Annotated in this window: 14 protein-coding genes and 1 pseudogene; 6 read left to right on the top strand and 9 right to left on the bottom strand. The window is 73.8% G+C overall.

Annotation, left to right across the window (positions count from 1 at the left end):
• Positions 1 to 209: 209 nt before the first annotated feature.
• Positions 210 to 2,888 (top strand): CHAT domain-containing protein, encoded by a 2,679-nt coding sequence (locus tag CKY47_RS10765; RefSeq protein ID WP_306745570.1) that lies wholly within the window; start codon positions 210 to 212, stop codon positions 2,886 to 2,888.
• A 41-nt stretch (positions 2,889 to 2,929) separates the two neighbouring features.
• Here CKY47_RS10765 and CKY47_RS10760 read toward each other — a convergent pair whose 3' ends face one another.
• The 6 genes from CKY47_RS10760 to CKY47_RS10735 all read right to left on the bottom strand — a co-directional run bounded on the left by CKY47_RS10760 (position 2,930) and on the right by CKY47_RS10735 (position 8,749).
• On the bottom strand, positions 2,930 to 3,421 hold the full coding sequence (locus CKY47_RS10760) for an NUDIX domain-containing protein (RefSeq protein ID WP_306745569.1): 492 nt from the start codon (positions 3,419 to 3,421) through the stop codon (positions 2,930 to 2,932).
• Positions 3,418 to 4,197, bottom strand: a complete 780-nt coding sequence (locus CKY47_RS10755; protein WP_306745568.1) for a phosphodiesterase — start codon at positions 4,195 to 4,197, stop codon at positions 3,418 to 3,420. Before CKY47_RS10755 ends, CKY47_RS10760 begins: the two co-directional genes overlap by 4 nt.
• A gap of 323 nt (positions 4,198 to 4,520) precedes the next feature.
• The gene (gene groL / locus CKY47_RS10750) at positions 4,521 to 6,143 is read right to left on the bottom strand and encodes a chaperonin GroEL (protein ID WP_306745567.1); all 1,623 of its coding nucleotides are present in this window, start codon (positions 6,141 to 6,143) and stop codon (positions 4,521 to 4,523) included.
• A 214-nt stretch (positions 6,144 to 6,357) separates the two neighbouring features.
• Positions 6,358 to 7,683: a serine/threonine-protein kinase gene (locus CKY47_RS10745; RefSeq protein WP_306745566.1), complete on the bottom strand. Its 1,326-nt coding sequence runs from the start codon at positions 7,681 to 7,683 to the stop codon at positions 6,358 to 6,360.
• A 135-nt stretch (positions 7,684 to 7,818) separates the two neighbouring features.
• Positions 7,819 to 8,025, bottom strand: a complete 207-nt coding sequence (locus CKY47_RS10740; RefSeq protein ID WP_033432301.1) for a cold-shock protein — start codon at positions 8,023 to 8,025, stop codon at positions 7,819 to 7,821.
• A 79-nt stretch (positions 8,026 to 8,104) separates the two neighbouring features.
• Entirely contained in the window at positions 8,105 to 8,749 is a 645-nt protein-coding gene (locus CKY47_RS10735) for an AIM24 family protein (RefSeq protein ID WP_306746004.1), read from the bottom strand.
• Positions 8,750 to 8,803: 54 nt separating this feature from the next.
• Here CKY47_RS10735 and moeA point away from each other — a divergent pair, with 54 nt between their 5' ends.
• The 4 genes from moeA (at position 8,804) to CKY47_RS10715 (ending at position 14,830) form a co-directional block, all read left to right on the top strand.
• Positions 8,804 to 10,018 (top strand): molybdopterin molybdotransferase MoeA, encoded by a 1,215-nt coding sequence (gene moeA / locus CKY47_RS10730; RefSeq protein WP_306745565.1) that lies wholly within the window; start codon positions 8,804 to 8,806, stop codon positions 10,016 to 10,018.
• Positions 10,019 to 10,192: 174 nt separating this feature from the next.
• The gene (locus CKY47_RS10725; protein WP_306745564.1) at positions 10,193 to 10,906 is read left to right on the top strand and encodes a phosphatidylserine decarboxylase; all 714 of its coding nucleotides are present in this window, start codon (positions 10,193 to 10,195) and stop codon (positions 10,904 to 10,906) included.
• Between the two features lie 4 nt (positions 10,907 to 10,910).
• A complete protein-coding gene (gene pssA / locus CKY47_RS10720; RefSeq protein ID WP_306745563.1) occupies positions 10,911 to 11,879 on the top strand; it encodes a CDP-diacylglycerol--serine O-phosphatidyltransferase in 969 nt (322 codons plus the stop codon).
• Between the two features lie 605 nt (positions 11,880 to 12,484).
• Entirely contained in the window at positions 12,485 to 14,830 is a 2,346-nt protein-coding gene (locus CKY47_RS10715; RefSeq protein ID WP_306745562.1) for an AAA family ATPase, read from the top strand.
• A gap of 57 nt (positions 14,831 to 14,887) precedes the next feature.
• Here CKY47_RS10715 and CKY47_RS10710 read toward each other — a convergent pair whose 3' ends face one another.
• Both CKY47_RS10710 and CKY47_RS10705 read right to left on the bottom strand, forming a co-directional pair.
• Positions 14,888 to 15,547, bottom strand: a complete 660-nt coding sequence (locus CKY47_RS10710) for a LytR C-terminal domain-containing protein (protein WP_306745561.1) — start codon at positions 15,545 to 15,547, stop codon at positions 14,888 to 14,890.
• A complete protein-coding gene (locus tag CKY47_RS10705) occupies positions 15,544 to 15,840 on the bottom strand; it encodes a DUF3263 domain-containing protein (RefSeq protein ID WP_306745560.1) in 297 nt (98 codons plus the stop codon). Before CKY47_RS10705 ends, CKY47_RS10710 begins: the two co-directional genes overlap by 4 nt.
• A 111-nt stretch (positions 15,841 to 15,951) precedes the next feature.
• Between CKY47_RS10705 and CKY47_RS10700 the strand changes: the two genes are divergently transcribed.
• Positions 15,952 to 16,584 (top strand): peptide deformylase, encoded by a 633-nt coding sequence (locus tag CKY47_RS10700; RefSeq protein WP_306745559.1) that lies wholly within the window; start codon positions 15,952 to 15,954, stop codon positions 16,582 to 16,584.
• A 12-nt stretch (positions 16,585 to 16,596) separates the two neighbouring features.
• Here the strand turns inward: CKY47_RS10700 and CKY47_RS10695 are convergent.
• Positions 16,597 to 16,720, bottom strand: a pseudogene (locus tag CKY47_RS10695) (IS481 family transposase); the annotation flags it as partial.

Below are 16,720 nucleotides of genomic sequence, written 5' to 3'. Positions count from 1 at the left end.
CGCACTCTCACGGAGAGTGACCCATTCGGCTCAGTCAATCCCTCCACTGGACGGCTTCTCGGACACGTTCCGTGTGTTGGCATTAGGACGTGCCCTTGCCCCGCGCCGTCGTACCTGCCTCCAGTGCTGCCACCGACGGCCTCGCTGTTGCCGTCGAGCTGCGGAAACAGGCTTACCGGGCGGCGTCGCGAGGACGTCCCGCGGACGCGGTGAGGCTGCTGCGCCGCGCCCTGGGCGCACTGCCCGCGACACCGGCGGGCACCGAGGTGACCACGGTCCGCATCCGGGTGCTGATCACCCTGTCCTACGGCGAGGCGGAGACCGGGTCGGTCGAGGACGGCCTCGCGCACCTCGCCACGGCCAACGCCCTGATCACCGCGCTGCCCGACGGGCCGGACGCGGTGTCCCTGCGCGCCATCGCGAAGGACCAGCAGGCGCTCATCCTGCACCGCGCCGGCCGCACCGCCGAGGCCATCGCGCTGCACGACGAGTCCGTGCGCCTGCTGGAGGACGGGCTGGCGGCCGGCGCGGTCGACACGACGACGCTGTCGACGGCCCTGATGAACCGCGGCCTGACGAACATCGCGTTCGGGCTGCCCGAGGCCGCCGAGCGCGACATCCGGCGGACCGTCGAGCTGGCCGAGGCCGAGGACCTGCCGCTGATGCGGGCCAAGGCGTACGGCAACCTCGGCGACCTCGCGCAGATGACCGGTGACGCGCCCCGGTCGCTGCGGCACCACGAGCAGGCCGAGCGGACGTTCCGCGTGCTCGCGCCGGACCTGGTGGCGCGGACCCGCATCGACCGGGCGCGCGTGATGCTCGCGGCCGGGCTGGCCGACGAGGCCGCCAAGCACCTGGACGAGGCCCTGGTCGTGCTGCGCCGCCGGCGGGTGGGGCAGGACCTGGCGGAGGCCGAGCTGGCCCGTGCGGCGGCGGCCCTGCTCCAGGGCGACCCGTCGACCGCGCTGGAGCTGGCGGGTCAGGCGCAGCGCCGCTTCCGCCGGCGCGGCAGCACGTCGTGGGCGGAGCTGGCGGCGTTGATGAAGATGAGGGCCGAGTTCGCCGCCACCCACCCGCCCGCCGCGTCGCCCCCGCACTCCGCCGACTCCCCCGACTCCCCCGGCGGCACGTCCGAGGTGGTGCTCCCGCAGGTGGAGGGCTTCTTCCTCACGTCCGCCCGACGCCCGGCCGCCGCCGTCCCGTCGCGACCGGGCCGGACCGCGGCCGCGCACGCCCCGGTCGCGGTCACCGTCACGGTCCCCCGAGGCGCCCCGGTCCGACCCGGCCGCCGGGCGACCCCGGCCCGGGCCGCGAAGCTGGCCGAACGCCTGACGAGCGTGGGCCTGACCGACGAGGCGGCCGTGGCGACGCTGCTCGCGGTCCGCATGGCGATCCGCCGCGGCGACCTGCCCGGCGCCCGCGCGCTGCTGGACCGCGTCCCCGCGCCGACCCCGATCACCCCGGTGGACCACCGGATGCTGCGCCGCCTGTGCCGGGCCGAGCTGGCCGTGGCGACCGGTTCGCCCGCCGCCGCCCTGCGCGAAGCCGAGGAGGGCCTGGCCGAGCTGGGCCGCGTCCGCGACCGGATGGGCGGTCTCGACCTGCTGTGCGGCACCGCCGTGCACGGCCGCGAGCTGGGCGAACTGGCCGTCGGCCTCGTCCTGGACCACGACGGGGAGCACGGCGGGGACGCCGGCCGGGCGTTCGACTGGCTGGAGCGCACCCGTGCCCAGGTGTACCGCTACGAGCCGCTGCCGGCGATCGACGACCCGGTCCTGGCGCGGCGCGTGGCCGAATCGCGCTCGCTGTCCCGCGCCGTGCAGCAGGCCCGCCTCGACGGTCGTCCCGTCGACGAGCTGGAGGCCCGCCTGGACGCCCTCCAGAACGAGGTCGCGCGCCTGGGCTGGCACACCAGCGTGTGGGGCAGGCCGAGGCCCGTCTGCCGGGTGGGCGACGTGCTGCCGCACCTGGGCGACCGGACCGTGATCAGCTTCGTGACCCGCGGCGACGTGCTGTCCGCGGTGGTCCTGTCGACGGCCGGCGCCACCCTGGTCCGGCTGGGCCGGGCCGGCGAGGTCTTCGAGCTGACCAGGCAGCTGCACGCCGACCTGGACGTGCTGGCCCCCGACCACCTCGCCCCGGCGCTGGCCGACGCGATCACCGAGTCCGCGACGCTCCGCGCCGCACGCCTGGACGACCTGCTCGTGGCGCCGCTGGCGGCCCACCTCGGATCACGCGAGCTGGTGGTCGTCCCCACCGGCGAGCTGTACGCGGTGCCGTGGAACGCCCTGCCGTCCCTGCACCGCCGGCCGGTGGTCGTCGCCCCGTCCGCGACGGCGTGGCTGAACGCCCGGTCCGCCCGGCCGCGTGCCACCCGGGTGGTCCTGGTGGGCGGCCCGGACCTGCCGGAGGCGGTGGGCGAGGTCGGCGGCCTGCGTGCCGCCTACCCGGACGCGGTGGTGGCGGAGTCGGTGCCCGGCGTGCTGGAGGCCCTGGACGGGGCGCGCCTGGCGCACATCGCCGCGCACGGCGAGCACGTGGCCGACAACGCCCTGTTCTCCCGCTTGGAGCTGGCCGACGGTCCCCTGTTCGCGCACGAGACGGCCCGCCTGCGCCAGGCGCCCGAGCAGGTCGTGCTGGCCGCCTGCTCCCTGGCCCTGAGCCGGATCCGGCCGGGTGACGAGGCCCTGGGCTTCGCCGGGGCGCTCCTGGCGAGCGGTTCGCGCACCGTGGTCGCGGCGGTCAGCAAGGTGGGCGACAAGGCCGCGGCCCTGACCATGGAGACGTTCCACCGCCTGCTGGCCGAGGGCGAACCGATGTCGCACGCCCTGGCCGAAGCGACCGCGGAAGCCCCGCTGCGCCGTCCGTTCGTGTGCTTCGGCGCCTGACCGACCCCGGTGCCCCGTCCGGTTCCGGTGCCCCGCTCGGCTCAGGTGTCCCGCTCCCACCCGACGACGCTGAACGGCTCGTCGGCCGACAACCCGATCGCGGTGCAGCCGAGCAGGTCGTCGGGCAGGTCGGAGAGCGCGAACCACCCGATCCCCGAGCACCTGTCGGGCTCCCGGACGACCGGTTCGCCCTCCCACCCGCCTGCCTCCAGGAAGAACCCGACCCGTCCCTCGACGCCGGGGGCGACGGCATGCGTGACATGAAATATCTTTACGTCCTGAATCCGGACCCCGACCTCCTCGGCGACCTCCCGCACCGCGGCGGCCGGCGCCGACTCGCCGGCCTCGACCTTCCCCGCCGGCAGGTGCCACTTCCCGTCGAACCGGGGGTCCGGATCACGCCGCCGGATCAGCAGCACGCGCCCGTCACCGCGCACGAGCTTCACGTGCACGTCCACCAGGTGCCGGTGCACCGCCGGATTCAGCGCGTCCACCGGATCGGGCAGTTCGACCGGACTCGGCAGGTCCGTCACACCCCACCGACCACCGCACCCGCGCCGACCACCGGCACGGTGTGCGTGGCGAACCCGTCCCCCGCCGCGACGTGCAGCAGGAACGCGGGCGGCTCGGTCAGGTACCCGGTCCGCCGGTCGGCGCGCAACGTCAACGACGTCTGCCGGTACGTGCTGGGCGCCACCGACACGACGGTCCCCGCGAACGGCACGCTGATCGCCCGGTGCACGTGCCCGGCCAACACCCGGGCCACGTTCCGGTGCCGCCCCAGCACCTCGCCCAACGCCGGCCCGTCCGACAACCGCATCCCGTCGAGCAGCGGGATTCCCACCGCGACCGGCGGGTGGTGGAGGCAGACGAAGGCGGGCACCCCGGGCCGCCGGCCGAGCACCTCGTCCAGCCAGGCGAGTTGCCCGTCCCCCAGGCGCCCCGCGGGCCCCTCGGTCGACCACGAGTCCAGGACCACGACCGTGAACCCCGCGTGGTCGACCGCGTAGTGCGTGCTCGACCCGCCGCCCAGGAAGGGCGTCCCCCCGAACACCTCGCGCAGCTCACCGGGGTCGTCGTGGTTGCCGGTGGTCAGGTGGAGCGGCAGGGGGAACGCGCCGATCACCTCGCGCAGCTGCACGTACGCCGCGCGGTGGCCGACGTGGCACAGGTCGCCGGTGATCACCACGCAGTCCGGCTGCGGATCGAGTGCCAGCACGCGCCCGAGCGCCAGGTCCAGGTTGGCCGCGGGCTCGGCGGCCAGGGCGTCGGTGCGCAGGTGCGGGTCGCTCAGGTGGGCGATCAGCACGGGCGATCTCCTGTCCTCGGGTCACGGTGGTGGGCCCGCGACCGTCGAGCCCGCGCCCGTCGAGGAGGCCGGCGACGGCTCCGGTGACAGGTCGCGGTGGCGGGGCCGGTGTGGCAGCAGGGCCGGGGGTGGCAGGTCTGTGGTGGCAGGCCGGGTGGTTCGGGGCGTCGACATGTCCAACCGATGGCGATAACGACGTTTCCGTACATGTTCCGCCCCATGATCACTCCATCGTGTCAGCGCCTGCCGAACGCCGAAGGGCCCGGTTCGCGTGATGCGAACCGGGCCCTTCGAGAGCGGAGCTCAACCGATCGGCGAACCGATCAGAAGTCCATGCCGCCGGCGTCGGGCATGGCCGGCGCAGCGCCCGCCTTCTCCGGCTTGTCGGCGACGACCGCCTCGGTGGTGAGGAACAGGGCGGCGATCGACGCGGCGTTCTGCAGCGCCGAGCGGGTCACCTTGGTCGGGTCCGGGACACCGGCCGCGAGCAGGTCCTCGTACACGCCGGTGGCGGCGTTGAGGCCGTGGCCCACGGGGAGGCCCTTCACCTTCTCCACCACGACGCCGCCTTCGAGGCCGGCGTTGACGGCGATCTGCTTGAGCGGCGCCTCGACGGCCACCTTGACGATGTTGGCACCGGTGGCCTCGTCGCCCTCGAGCTTCAGGCCCGCGAACGCGATCTCGGCGGCCTGGAGCAGGGCCACGCCACCACCGGCGACGATGCCCTCCTCGACGGCGGCCTTGGCGTTGCGCACGGCGTCCTCGATGCGGTGCTTGCGCTCCTTCAGCTCCACCTCGGTGGCGGCGCCGGCCTTGATGACCGCGACACCGCCGGCGAGCTTCGCCAGGCGCTCCTGGAGCTTCTCCCGGTCGTAGTCGGAGTCCGACTTCTCGATCTCGGCGCGGATCTGGTTGACGCGACCCTGGATCTGCTCGGCGTCACCCGCACCCTCGACGACGGTGGTCTCGTCCTTGGTGACGACGACCTTGCGGGCCTTGCCCAGCAGCGACAGGTCGGCGTTCTCCAGCTTGAGGCCGACGTCCTCGGTGATGACCTGGCCACCGGTGAGGATGGCGATGTCCTGGAGGATCGCCTTGCGGCGGTCGCCGAAGCCCGGGGCCTTGACGGCGACGGACTTGAAGGTGCCGCGGATCTTGTTGACGACCAGCGTGGCCAGGGCCTCGCCCTCGACGTCCTCGGAGATGATCAGCAGCGGCTTGCCGCCCTGCATGACCTTCTCCAGCAGCGGGAGCAGGTCCTTGACCGTGGAGATCTTGGAGCCGTAGAGCAGGATGTACGGGTCCTCGAGGACCGCTTCCTGCCGCTCCGGGTCGGTCACGAAGTAACCGGAGATGTAGCCCTTGTCGAAGCGCATGCCCTCCGTGAGCTCGAGCTCGAGCCCGAGGGCGTTGCTCTCCTCGACGGTGATGACGCCTTCCTTGCCGACCTTGTCCATCGCCTCGGCGATGAGCTCGCCGATGGTGGTGTCGCCCGCGGAGATGGACGCCGTGGCGGCGATCTGCTCCTTGGTCTCGACCTCCTTGGCGGTCTTGTGCAGCTGCTCGATCACGGCCTCGACGGCCTGCTCGATGCCGCGCTTGAGGCCGAGCGGGTTGGCGCCGGCGGCCACGTTGCGCAGGCCCTCGCGGACCAGGGCCTGGGCGAGCACGGTGGCGGTGGTGGTGCCGTCACCGGCGACGTCGTCCGTCTTCTTCGCCACTTCCTTGACGAGCTCGGCCCCGATCTTCTCCCAGGGGTCCTCGAGCTCGATCTCCTTGGCGATGGAGACGCCGTCGTTGGTGATGGTCGGCGCGCCCCACTTCTTCTCGAGCACGACGTTGCGGCCCTTGGGGCCGAGCGTCACCTTGACGGCGTCGGCGAGCTGGTTCATGCCACGCTCAAGGCCGCGGCGGGCATCCTCGTCGAACGCGATCATCTTGGCCATTGCGGTGTGTTCCTCCGCCTGATTACGAATGGGGCCACTGGGGGCGCGAGCCCACAGCGGAACACGGTGCTTCGGCCAGGCTCGGTGCCCGCGACGGACGACCCGCCCCCGGAGGAGCCGGCCTCACCGTCCCAGCCTGCGTGTTGGCACTCAGGTGTTCCGAGTGCCAGTACCGTGTTTAGCACTCGCCGCAGGAGAGTGCAAGAAGTGCAGGTCAGCGGGACGTGCGCACGGGCACGCTGGTGGGCAGCGGCTTGGTGTCGGAAGTGCCTCCGACGTCGATGGACTGGGTGGTGCCGGTCTCGTCGACGGGTCGCGGCGGTTCATCCTTCGGGGTGAGGATGAACACGAGGACGACGATGGCCGCGATCGCGACGGCGCCCACGACGACGGGCGCGAACCAGGCGGGCCGGGTCCTGCCGGTGCCGGCGAACGCGGACGCGCCCACCTGCGCGGGCGGGCGCAGCCGGACCGGCTCCTGGAGGAACCCGGGGGGCTGCTGCTGGTACGGCGGCCGGTAGGGCTGCTGGCCGGGCTGGCCCTGCTGGGCCGGCTGCTGCCGGCCGGGCACGCCACCACCCTGCACGCCACCACCCTGCACGCCACCGGCCTGCGCACCACCGGCCTGGGCACCACCGCCCTGCCCCTGGGCCCCGAGCGCGGGCATGGAGCCGGAGTCGGTGCGGCGGGGCGGCGGGGCGCCCTGGGGTGCGGCGGACAGCGCGACGCGGGCGGCGTTGATCAGCTCCGCGCACGAGGCGTAGCGCTGGGACGGGTCCTTGGAGGTGCCCTTGCGCAGCACGTCGTCGATGGCGGGCGGCAGCGACACGAGCGCGGTCAGCGACGGCGTCTCGGACGCGAGGTGGCCTTGGATGACCTCCTGCACGCCGCCCTGGTACGGCGGCCGGCCGGACAGGCAGGCGAACAGCATGCACGTGAGCGCGTACTGGTCGGTGCGGCCGTCGAGGGGTTCGCCGCGCAGGTGCTCGGGCGCGGCGTAGGTGGGCGAGCCGAGGAAGTCGCCGGTGCGGGTGCGGTGGCCGGTGGCGCCGCGCCGGGTGAGGCCGAAGTCGGCCAGGTACACGTGCTCGCGCACCGCTTCCTTGGCCGTGACCAGCACGTTCGCCGGTTTCACGTCGAGGTGGACGAGGCCCTTGCCGTGCAGCATGTCGAGCGCTTCGGCGACCTGGCCGAGCAGCGTGAGCGTGCGCGCGGGCGAGAGGGGGCCGTCCTTGATGAGCGCGGCGAGGTCCTGGCCGTCCACCAGGCGCATCGCGATGTAGAGCAGGCCGTCGACCTCGTCGAAGTCGTACAGCGGCACGATGTTGGCGTGGTCGATCGCCGAGGTGTTGCGCGCCTCGTCCACGAACCGCTCGCGGAACTCGGCGTCGGCGGTGAGGTGCTCGCCGATGACCTTCAGCGCGACCTTGCGGCCGAGCCTGACGTCCGTGGCCCGGTAGGTGACGCTCATCCCCCCGCGCCCGAGCACGCCGTCGATCCGGTAGTGCCCCAGCCGCCGCCCGCTCAGGTCCTCCGACACGCGAGGCAGCCTAACGTCCGGACGGCGCGACGTGCGAAGGGTTCCCGGCAAACCGGCACCGGAGGCCGGTCGGGAAGGCCCGGCGGTGTGGTCCGGTGAGCGGCCCGACCCGCCGCGTGGCGGGCCGGGCGGGGATCACGATGCCTTCCGGACGTCCGACGCCTGGCTCCGGCCGTCACGGCCGGCCTGGATCTCGAACTCCACGCGGTCGCCCTCGGCCAGCGTGCGGAAGCCCTCCATCTGGATCGCCGAGTAGTGGACGAACACGTCCGGCCCACCGTCGGCGGCGATGAAGCCGTACCCCTTCTCCGAGTTGAACCACTTGACCGTGCCGACAGCCAAGACGTCCTCCTTCGAGAAATACCTGAGCAAACCGCCACGCTAGAGGCACGAGGGGGTTCGCCGATACCTCCTTATGGAGTCATGAGCGCGCGCTGAATCCGTTGTCGCGCAACCAAGTGACGAGTGACCGCGGACTGCGCGTCCGGGTGAGCACGAGACCCGGTCCGGCGAAGTCCAGGGCGAGTCCACCGCCGTTGCGCACGGATTGCGGCGCGTCCGGGGAAACGGCGCGCAGCCTGCACTGGAGGGTGTCCGCGAAGGCGACGACGTGCCCGGCGGCGAGGGTGACGAGCTCACCCGCGTCGAGGGTGACCACGTCGAGGGTGCCGTAGCAGGAGAGCACGACGGGGCCGCTGCCGAACGCGTAGGCGAGGAAGCCGTGGTCGCCGCCGTGCAGGGCGCGCACGGGGGGCGCGGCCGGGTCGAGGCGGGCGGTGGCGGAGGCGGCGAGCCAGCTGTCGCGGGCGACGCACCAGCCGGTGGCGCCGTCGAGTTCGAGGACGTGCAGGTCGCCCGGCAGCGGCGGGGCGACGTCGACCCAGCCGCCCTCGGGGCCCGCGGTGCACAGGGCGGCGGTGACGCCGGGCGCCTTGACCTTGGTGTCGATGCCGATGCCGTAGCTGGTGGCGAGCACGGATGACCGCTCGACGAGCACCGGTTCCGCCGGCGCGAGCACGAGTCTGGCCACCCCGAAGGTGGGGGTGTGGCGCGTCCGGACCTGCAACGTTCCCCCTGTCGTGATCAGCCGGTCGGAGCAGTCTGCCACGCGCCGGGCAGGATGGGGGGCGTGACGAACGCGCTGACCCGAGTCGCTGATCACAAGTCCCGCGTCGCCGGCCTCGTGGGCGTGATGCCGGTGGTCGACCTGCCGGTGTCCGACTGCCTGGACCTGGTGCTGGCCCGGGACGTGGTGGCGCCGATCCCGCTGCCGCCCTTCGACAACTCCGCGATGGACGGGTACGCGGTGCGCGCGGCGGACGTGGCGTCGCCGCCGGTGGTGCTGCCGGTGGAGCGGGACCTCCCGGCGGGGGCGGCGGGGGACGCGCCGCTGGCGCCGGGCACGGCGCACCGGATCATGACGGGCGCGCCGCTGCCGCCGGGCGCGGACGCCGTGGTGCAGGTGGAGTGGACCGACGGGGGCACGTCGTCGGTGCGGGTGGACCGGGCCGTGGCGGTGGAGCAGAACGTGCGGCGCGCGGCCGACGACGTGGCGGTGGGCGCGACCGTGCTGGTGGCGGGCACCGCGCTGGGCCCGGCGCAGCTGGGGCTGGCGGCGGCGCTGGGGTTCGGGTCGCTGCCGGTGCGCAGGCGGCCCCGGGTGCTGGTGCTGTCGACCGGGTCGGAGCTGGTGGGGCCGGGCGGGGCGCTGGAGCGCGGGCAGATCTTCGAGTCGAACGGCGTGATGCTCGCGGCGGCGGTGCGGGAGGCGGGCGGCGAGGCGGAGCTGCTGCGGTTCGTGCCGGACGACGTGGAGCGGTTCCGCGCGGCGCTGGAGCCGCGGCTCGGGTCGGTGGACCTGCTGCTGACCTCGGGCGGGGTGAGCGCGGGCGCGTACGAGGTGGTGAAGGACGCGTTCACCGGTCGCGGGGTGGAGTTCACGAAGGTCGCGATGCAGCCGGGCGGGCCGCAGGGCGCGGGCCGGTACCGGGGCGTGGCGGTGGCGACGCTGCCGGGGAACCCGGTGAGCGCGCAGGTGTCGTTCGAGGTGTTCGTGCGGCCGGCGCTGCGGGCGGCGATGGGGTTCGCGGAGGTGGAGCGGCCGTCGGCGACGGCCCGGTTGAGCGCGCCGGTGACGTCGCCGGCGGGGCGCACCCAGTTCCGGCGGGGGCTGTTCGACCCGGCGTCGGGGCGGGTGGTGACGCCGGTGGGCGGGCCGGGGTCGCACCTGCTGTCGGCGCTGGCGGTGAGCAACTGCCTGATCGAGGTGCCCGAGGACGTGACGTCGCTGGCCCAGGACGACGAGGTCGTCGTCCGGCTCCTGCACGGTCGGTAGTCCCGCCGTCACGGCCAAGCGTTGATCATGTGATGTGATCGGGCTTACACTCCGGTCGCGCCCGTCCTGCCCGCGCGTGCGTTCGTCGGGGGACGCACGGGCGGGCACGACGGGGACCGGCGAAGCCGCGTAGCGTGTGGCGGGCCGGAAGCACAGCCCTATTACGGAAGAGCCATGACCTCCGATCGCGACCAGAACAGTGGTGCCGTCTCCCACTTCGTCCAGCTGGCCAGGGGGATCGTCCCCCCGATGCACCCCGCCGGCCGCCCCTTCGTGGCCGGTGCCGCCGTCGCGACGCTGCTGCTGCGCCGGTTCTCCAAGCGCTTCGGCGTGGCCGGCGCGCTGCTGACGGCGTGGGTCGCGTGGTTCTTCCGCGAGCCCGCGCGCACCACGCCCACCCGGCCCGGCCTGGCGGTCGCGCCCGCCGACGGCACCGTGTCCCACGTCGTCGAGGCCGCGCCGCCCGCCGAGCTGGGCCTGGGCAGCGCGCCGATGACGCGCATCAGCGTGTTCCTGTCCGTGTTCGACGTGCACGTGCAGCGCGTGCCCGTGCCCGGCCTGGTGCGGCAGGTGTCGTACCGGCCCGGCAAGTTCCTGTCCGCCGACCTGGACAAGGCCAGCGAGGACAACGAGCGCAACACCGTGTGGCTCACCTCAGAGGGCGGTCACGACGTGGTCGTCGTGCAGATCGCCGGGCTCGTGGCGCGTCGCATCGTGTGCCAGGTCGCCGAGGGCGACAAGGTGGCCGCCGGGCAGACCTACGGCCTGATCCGGTTCGGCTCCCGCGTCGACCTCTACGTGCCGCTCGGCAGCCGCGTGCTCGTCGAGGCCGGTCAGCGCACCATCGGCGGCGAGACCGTGCTCGCCGAACTCCCCTCGGAGGGCTGAGCGGATGGCTCCCAGCGGGCCGGGCATCAGGCTGCTGCCGAACGCCATCACCGTCCTGGCGATGAGCGCCGGCCTGTCGTCCGTGCACTTCGCCCTGAGCGGCATGTGGGGCGCGGCCATCGGCGCCATCGCGGCGGCGGCGCTGTTCGACGGGCTCGACGGCCGGCTGGCCCGGCTGCTCGACGCCACCAGCAAGATGGGCGCCGAACTGGACTCGCTGGCCGACGCCATCTCGTTCGGCGTCGCGCCCGCCCTGGTGATCTACGTGTGGCAGTTCGAGGGCAGCCGCCAGGGCTGGGTCATCGCGCTGGTGTTCGCGGTGTGCATGGTGCTGCGACTGGCGCGGTTCAACACCCTGCTGGAGGTCGAGCAGCCGCCGTACGCGAAGGAGTTCTTCGTCGGCGTGCCCGCGCCCGCCGGCGGGCTGCTGCTGCTGCTGCCGCTGATCGTGGACGAGCAGATCGGCCGGCCGGGGTGGTGGTCCAGCGGGCCGGTGGTCGCGGTGTGGACCGTCGCCGTCGCGCTGCTGCTGGTCAGCCGCATCCCGACGCTGTCGGTGAAGACCATCAAGGTCCCGCCGCGCTACGTCGCCCCGCTGCTGGTGCTGGTGGGCCTGCTGGCGGCGGCGGTCATCACGTTCCCGCTGGTGGCGCTGATCGCGGCGATGCTCGTGTACCTGGGGCACCTGCCGTACTCGGTGCGCCGGTACCGGTGGTTGGCCAAGCACCCGGAGGCGTGGTCGGTGCCCGCGGCGGACCGGCGCGCCATCAAGCGCGCGCACGGCGTGGCGGCGCGTCGGCTGGGGTTGCGGCAACCGCTCGGCGGCCGGGTGGCCGGCGCGGCGCGGCGCGCGGTGCGCAGGCCGCGTCGGGTCGACCCCACGCAGGTGGCGGCCGAGACGAACGGGGCGGGCCGCGCCGGGAAGAGGCGCGGCTGGCGGCACATGGGATTGCGCCGGCAGGACCGGCCGTGACTTCACGGTCCGCGGTTCGGGAACGCGCTGTGTGATCGCGGTTCGGACCGGATTCGGATTCGGGAACGGGATCGGATTCGGATCGGGTTCGGGTTCGGGTTCGGGTCGGCGTTCGGATCGGCGTTTCGGTCCCGGTTCCGGGGCTCGGGGATTCCCCCGGGCCCCGGTTTCTTTCCCCGGTGTTCCTCGTGCGGGTTCGGAGTTGTCCACAGGTCGGGGTCGGCAGGTTGTCGGGTGGCGGGGTGGCCGGGCACTGTGGTCGGGCAATGCGGAGCACGACCTGCGCTTTCCTGACCTTGGGCGACACGATGGGGTGATCATCGGGAAAACATGTACGTGATCGGGGGTCTCGGGACTCGGTTGGAAACGAAGGAGCCGCCGACCAGCCACACCCCTGCCGATCCGCCACCCGCACCCCTCCCGCTCCTCTCCGCCACCACACCTGACACCTGACACCTGACGCCGGGTCCGACGTCGACACCACACCCGACGCCGTACCCGGACCACTCCCGGGGAGCGCTCGACGCCGTGGTCGTGGGGGTCCCGGGCGGGCACGGGGCGGGACGAACCGTCGCCGACCGCGAACCCGCACTACGCTCCACGGCGTGATCACCCTGACGGCCCGCCTGTCCCCGTCGGCCCTGGACACCCGCCGCGGCGTGGTGCGCCTGCACCCCGAGGTGCTCGACGCGCTGGGTCTGCGCGCGTGGGACGCCGTGCGCCTCACCGGCGCCCGGGTCAGCGCCGCCCTCGCCGCCGCCGGTGACGGTCCGCCCGGCGTGGCGCTGGTGGACGACGTGACCCTGTCGAACCTCGGGCTCGCCGAGGGCTCGGAGGTCGTCGTGGCCCCGGTCGAGGTCGCCGCCGCCCGTGCGGTCACGGTGGCCGGGTCGCGGCTGGCCAGCACGTCGCTCACGCCCGAGACGCTGCGCATGGCGCTGACCGGGAAGGTGCTGACGGTCGGCGACGCGGTGTCGCTGCTGCCCCAGGACCTCGCGCCGCCGCCCGGCGCCGACGTGAGCGCCACGCGGCGGAAGCTGTCCAACGCGATCGGCATGACCTGGACCAACGAACTGCTCACGATCACCGCCACCGAGCCGGCCGGTGGGCCGGTGGCGGTTCAGCCTTCGACCGTCGTCGGGTGGCGGGACGGGGCTCGGACGGGCGATGTCGTGCCGGTCACGAGCGGACCCGCGGGGGTTGTCGCCGCGGTCGGGGGCTCGTGGCCCGCCGGCCGGGGTGCGGGTGCCGGGGCGGCGCCGGGAGGTACCGGGGCGGAACCGGCGGGAACATCGGCGGGTGGTGGCGCGGCGGCTTCCGGGAGTGGGGCCGGGGTGGAGGGCCTCGGCGCGGATTCCGGGGTCGTGGTGGGCGTCGCGTCGGCGGTGCCGGCTGTGCCCGTCGCGGACCTGGTGGGGCAGCGGGACGCGGCCAAGCGGTTGGCCGAGTGGCTCGACCTGAGCTTCACCCACCCCGAGCTGTTGGCGAAGCTGGGCACCACCTCGCGGCTCGCGGCACTGGTCAGCGGACCCGAGGGGGTCGGCAAGGCGACGTTGGTGCGCGCGGTCGCGGCCGCGGCCGGGGCCGCTGTCGTGGAGGTCGCCGCGCCCAGCATCGCGGTCCTGGAGGCGAACGCCACGGCGCAGCGGGTGGCCGACGCGATCGCCGCCGCGCAGGCGCCGGCGGTGCTGCTGGTGACGGACGTCGAGGTGCTGCTGCCCGCGTCCTCCCCGCCGCCGGTGGCCACGGTGGTGCTGGACGCGTTGCGGGGGCGTCCGGACGGGGTGGCGCTGGTCGTGACGACCGCGCACCCGGAGGCCGTCGACCCGCGGTTGCGGGCGCCGGAGTTGGTGGACCGGGAGCTGGTGCTGCCGCTGCCGGACGGGGAGGCGCGGACGGACCTGCTGCGGGTGCTGCTGCGGGACGTGCCGGTGGAGTCCGATGTGGACCTGGGTGCGGTGGCGGACCGGACGCCCGGGTTCGTGGTCGCGGACCTGCTGGCGCTGCGGCGCGAGGCGGCCGTCCGGGCGGCGTTGCGGCAGCGCGAGGCGGCCGAGCCGCGGGTCGGGCAGGTGGACCTGCTGGGTGCGCTGGACACGGTGCGCCCGATCTCGATGTCCACTTCGGACACGTTGCGGACGGGTGGGCTGACGTTGGCGGACGTCGGCGACATGGTCGAGGTGAAGCAGGCGCTGACCGAGGCGGCGTTGTGGCCGTTGCAGTACCCGGACTCGTTCGCGCGGCTGGGTGTGGCACCGCCGCGCGGGTTGCTGCTGTACGGGCCTCCGGGGTGCGGGAAGACGTTCCTGGTGCGCGCGCTGGCCGGGACGGGGCGGTTGAACGTGCTGTCGGTCAAGGGCGCGGAGCTGATGGACAAGTTCGTGGGCGAGTCCGAGCGGGCGGTGCGCGAGTTGTTCCGGCGGGCGGCGGAGGCGGCGCCGGCGCTGGTGTTCCTGGACGAGGTGGACGCGCTGGCCCCGAGGCGGGGGCAGTCGTCGGACTCGGGTGTGGCGGACCGGGTGGTCGCGGCGCTGCTGACCGAGCTGGACGGGGTGGAGCCGTTGCGGGACGTGATCGTGCTGGGTGCGACGAACCGGCCGGAGCTGATCGACCCGGCGTTGCTGCGGCCGGGCCGGTTGGAGCGGCTGGTGTACGTGCCGCCGCCGGACGGCGAGGCGCGGGCGGAGATCCTGCGGGCGTCGTCGCGGAACACGCCGTTGGCGGACGACGTGGACCTGGCCGCGCTGGCGGAGGAGTTGGAGGGCTATTCGGCGGCCGACTGCGCGGCGCTGGTGCGGGAGGCCGCCTTGACGGCGATGCGCGAGTCGTTGGAGGCGGCGGAGGTGACTGCGGCTCACCTGGCCACGGCGCGTGCCGCGGTCCGGCCGTCGTTGGACCCGGCTCAGCTCGCGTCGCTGGCGGCGTACGCGGAGAGCCGCGCGAGGGCGTAGCCGTTCGCGGCGGGTGCCCCGGCCGGAGGGGTCGGGGCACCTGTGGCGAGGGGCGGGTCAGGAGACCTTGCCGGACGGGCCGCGGTAGTCGTTGGTGACGATCACGATGATCCCGGCGTGCGCGTCCCGGATGCCGTCGAAGCGGGCCTCGACGCGGGCGCCGAGGGTGGTGGCCAGCAGTTTCGCCGACTCCTCCTCGTCGGTGCCGGGCCGGTAGTAGACGGTGGTGGTCGGGATGACGCCCTGGGAGTAGTTCCCGGTCTCGGCGACCGGCCAGCCCGCTTTCTGCACGTCGTCGGACGCGCGGGAGGCGAGGTTGGGGGTGGTGCTGTTGTTGTAGACGCGCACCTGGGGCTTCGGGGTCACCGGGGGTGGCGGGGTTCCGGGGGTGGCCGCGCCGGGGGCGGTGGTGGTCGTCGGGCCGCCGGTGGTGGCGGGCGGTTCGGTGGTCGGGGCCTGGCCGGCGGAGGACTCGGCGGGCGCGTCCGGTGAGGTGGGCGTGCCGGTGTCCGAGCCGGACGGGTCCGACGGGTCGGGCGAGGCGGACGAGGACGCCGACGGCGGGGTGGACTGGGCGGCGGGGGGTTCGTCGTCGGGGCCGCCGGTGAACAGGCTGACCACTCCGACGACCAGGGCGATGGCGGACACGCCGAGCAGCACGTAACCCGCGGCGCGGGCGGGTTGCGCGGAGCCCGCGGGCTGTTCGGGGTTCGTCATCGGCGCTCGACACCCGCCCGCTTCGCCAGGCGGGCGCGTTGCCTCCCGGAGCGGGACCGGCGCAATCTCTTGATCAACATCGGGTCGGCGGCCAACGCCTCTTCCTTCTCGATCAACGCGTTGAGCAGCTGGTAGTACCGCGTCGCGGACATGTCGAACAGCTCTTTGATCGCTTGTTCCTTGGCACCCGCGTACTTCCACCACTGGCGTTCGAAGGCCAGGATCTCGCGTTCCCGGTCGTTCAAACCGTCGGCCGGCCCCTCCGCCGGCGCCAGTGCCTCTGCGGCGTCCATCTGGCTCCTCAGCCGTGTCCCGTGCGTGGGTGCCATTCAATCACGTGATCTTCGCCGGGGTCGGTTCATCGCCCGGCGCGTCCGCCGGAACGCGCCGTTAGGCTGCCCGTCATGGCAGTTCACCCCATCCGGATCGCCGGCGATCCCGTCCTCCACACCCCGACCCGTCCCGTCGAGGTGTTCGACGAGGCGTTGCGCACGCTCGTCGACGACATGTACGAGACGATGGCGGCGGCGCACGGCGTGGGGCTCGCGGCGAACCAGATCGGGATCGACCTGCGGTTGTTCGTCTACGACTGCCCGGACGACGAGGGCGTGCGGCACCGGGGTGTGGTGGTGAACCCGGTGCTGGAGACCTCGGAGGTCCCGCTGGGCATGCCGGACCCGGACGACGACTTCGAGGGTTGCCTGTCGGCGCCGGGCGAGGCGTACCCGACGGGGCGGGCGTCGTGGGCGAAGGTGACCGGGGTCGACGGCGAGGGCCGGCCGGTGGAGGTGGAGGGCACGGGGTTCTTCGCGCGCTGCCTCCAGCACGAGACGGACCACCTCGACGGGTTCATCTACCTCGACCGGCTCGTGGGGCGGCACAAGCGGGCGGCGAGGAAGATGCTCAAGGCGAACGGGTGGGGCGTGCCGGGGCTGAGCTGGGACCCGGCCACCTCGCCGGACCCGTTCGCGGACGACGAGGACGACGACCACGACGGGCACGGGCACGACGACCACGGGCACGGTCACCGGCACTGACGCCCGCGGGCGCTAGATGTTCTGTCCTGTGAGGTTGGGGACGCGGCTGGCGGGTGGTTGGCCCTTGAGCGCGGTGTGGCCGCGGTGGTGATTGTAGGTGTGCAGCCATCGCGGCAGTGCCGCTCGTCGTTCGGTT

The organism is Saccharothrix longispora, from assembly GCF_030852425.1.
In the GTDB taxonomy this organism is placed as follows: Bacteria; Actinomycetota; Actinomycetes; order Mycobacteriales; family Pseudonocardiaceae; genus Actinosynnema; species Actinosynnema longispora.
The sequence above is the reverse complement of the archived record's forward strand: the minus strand, read 5'-3'. Positions and strand labels throughout refer to the sequence as shown.

Coding starts and splice junctions, on each gene's coding strand:
- moeA (WP_306745565.1), top strand. CDS start 8,804: ATGGGGGGCGTGACGAACGCGCTGACCCGAGTCGCTGATCACAAGTCC.
- CKY47_RS10725 (WP_306745564.1), top strand. CDS start 10,193: ATGACCTCCGATCGCGACCAGAACAGTGGTGCCGTCTCCCACTTCGTC.
- groL (WP_306745567.1), bottom strand. CDS start 6,143: ATGGCCAAGATGATCGCGTTCGACGAGGATGCCCGCCGCGGCCTTGAG.
- CKY47_RS10710 (WP_306745561.1), bottom strand. CDS start 15,547: ATGACGAACCCCGAACAGCCCGCGGGCTCCGCGCAACCCGCCCGCGCC.
- CKY47_RS10700 (WP_306745559.1), top strand. CDS start 15,952: ATGGCAGTTCACCCCATCCGGATCGCCGGCGATCCCGTCCTCCACACC.
- CKY47_RS10705 (WP_306745560.1), bottom strand. CDS start 15,840: ATGGACGCCGCAGAGGCACTGGCGCCGGCGGAGGGGCCGGCCGACGGT.
- pssA (WP_306745563.1), top strand. CDS start 10,911: ATGGCTCCCAGCGGGCCGGGCATCAGGCTGCTGCCGAACGCCATCACC.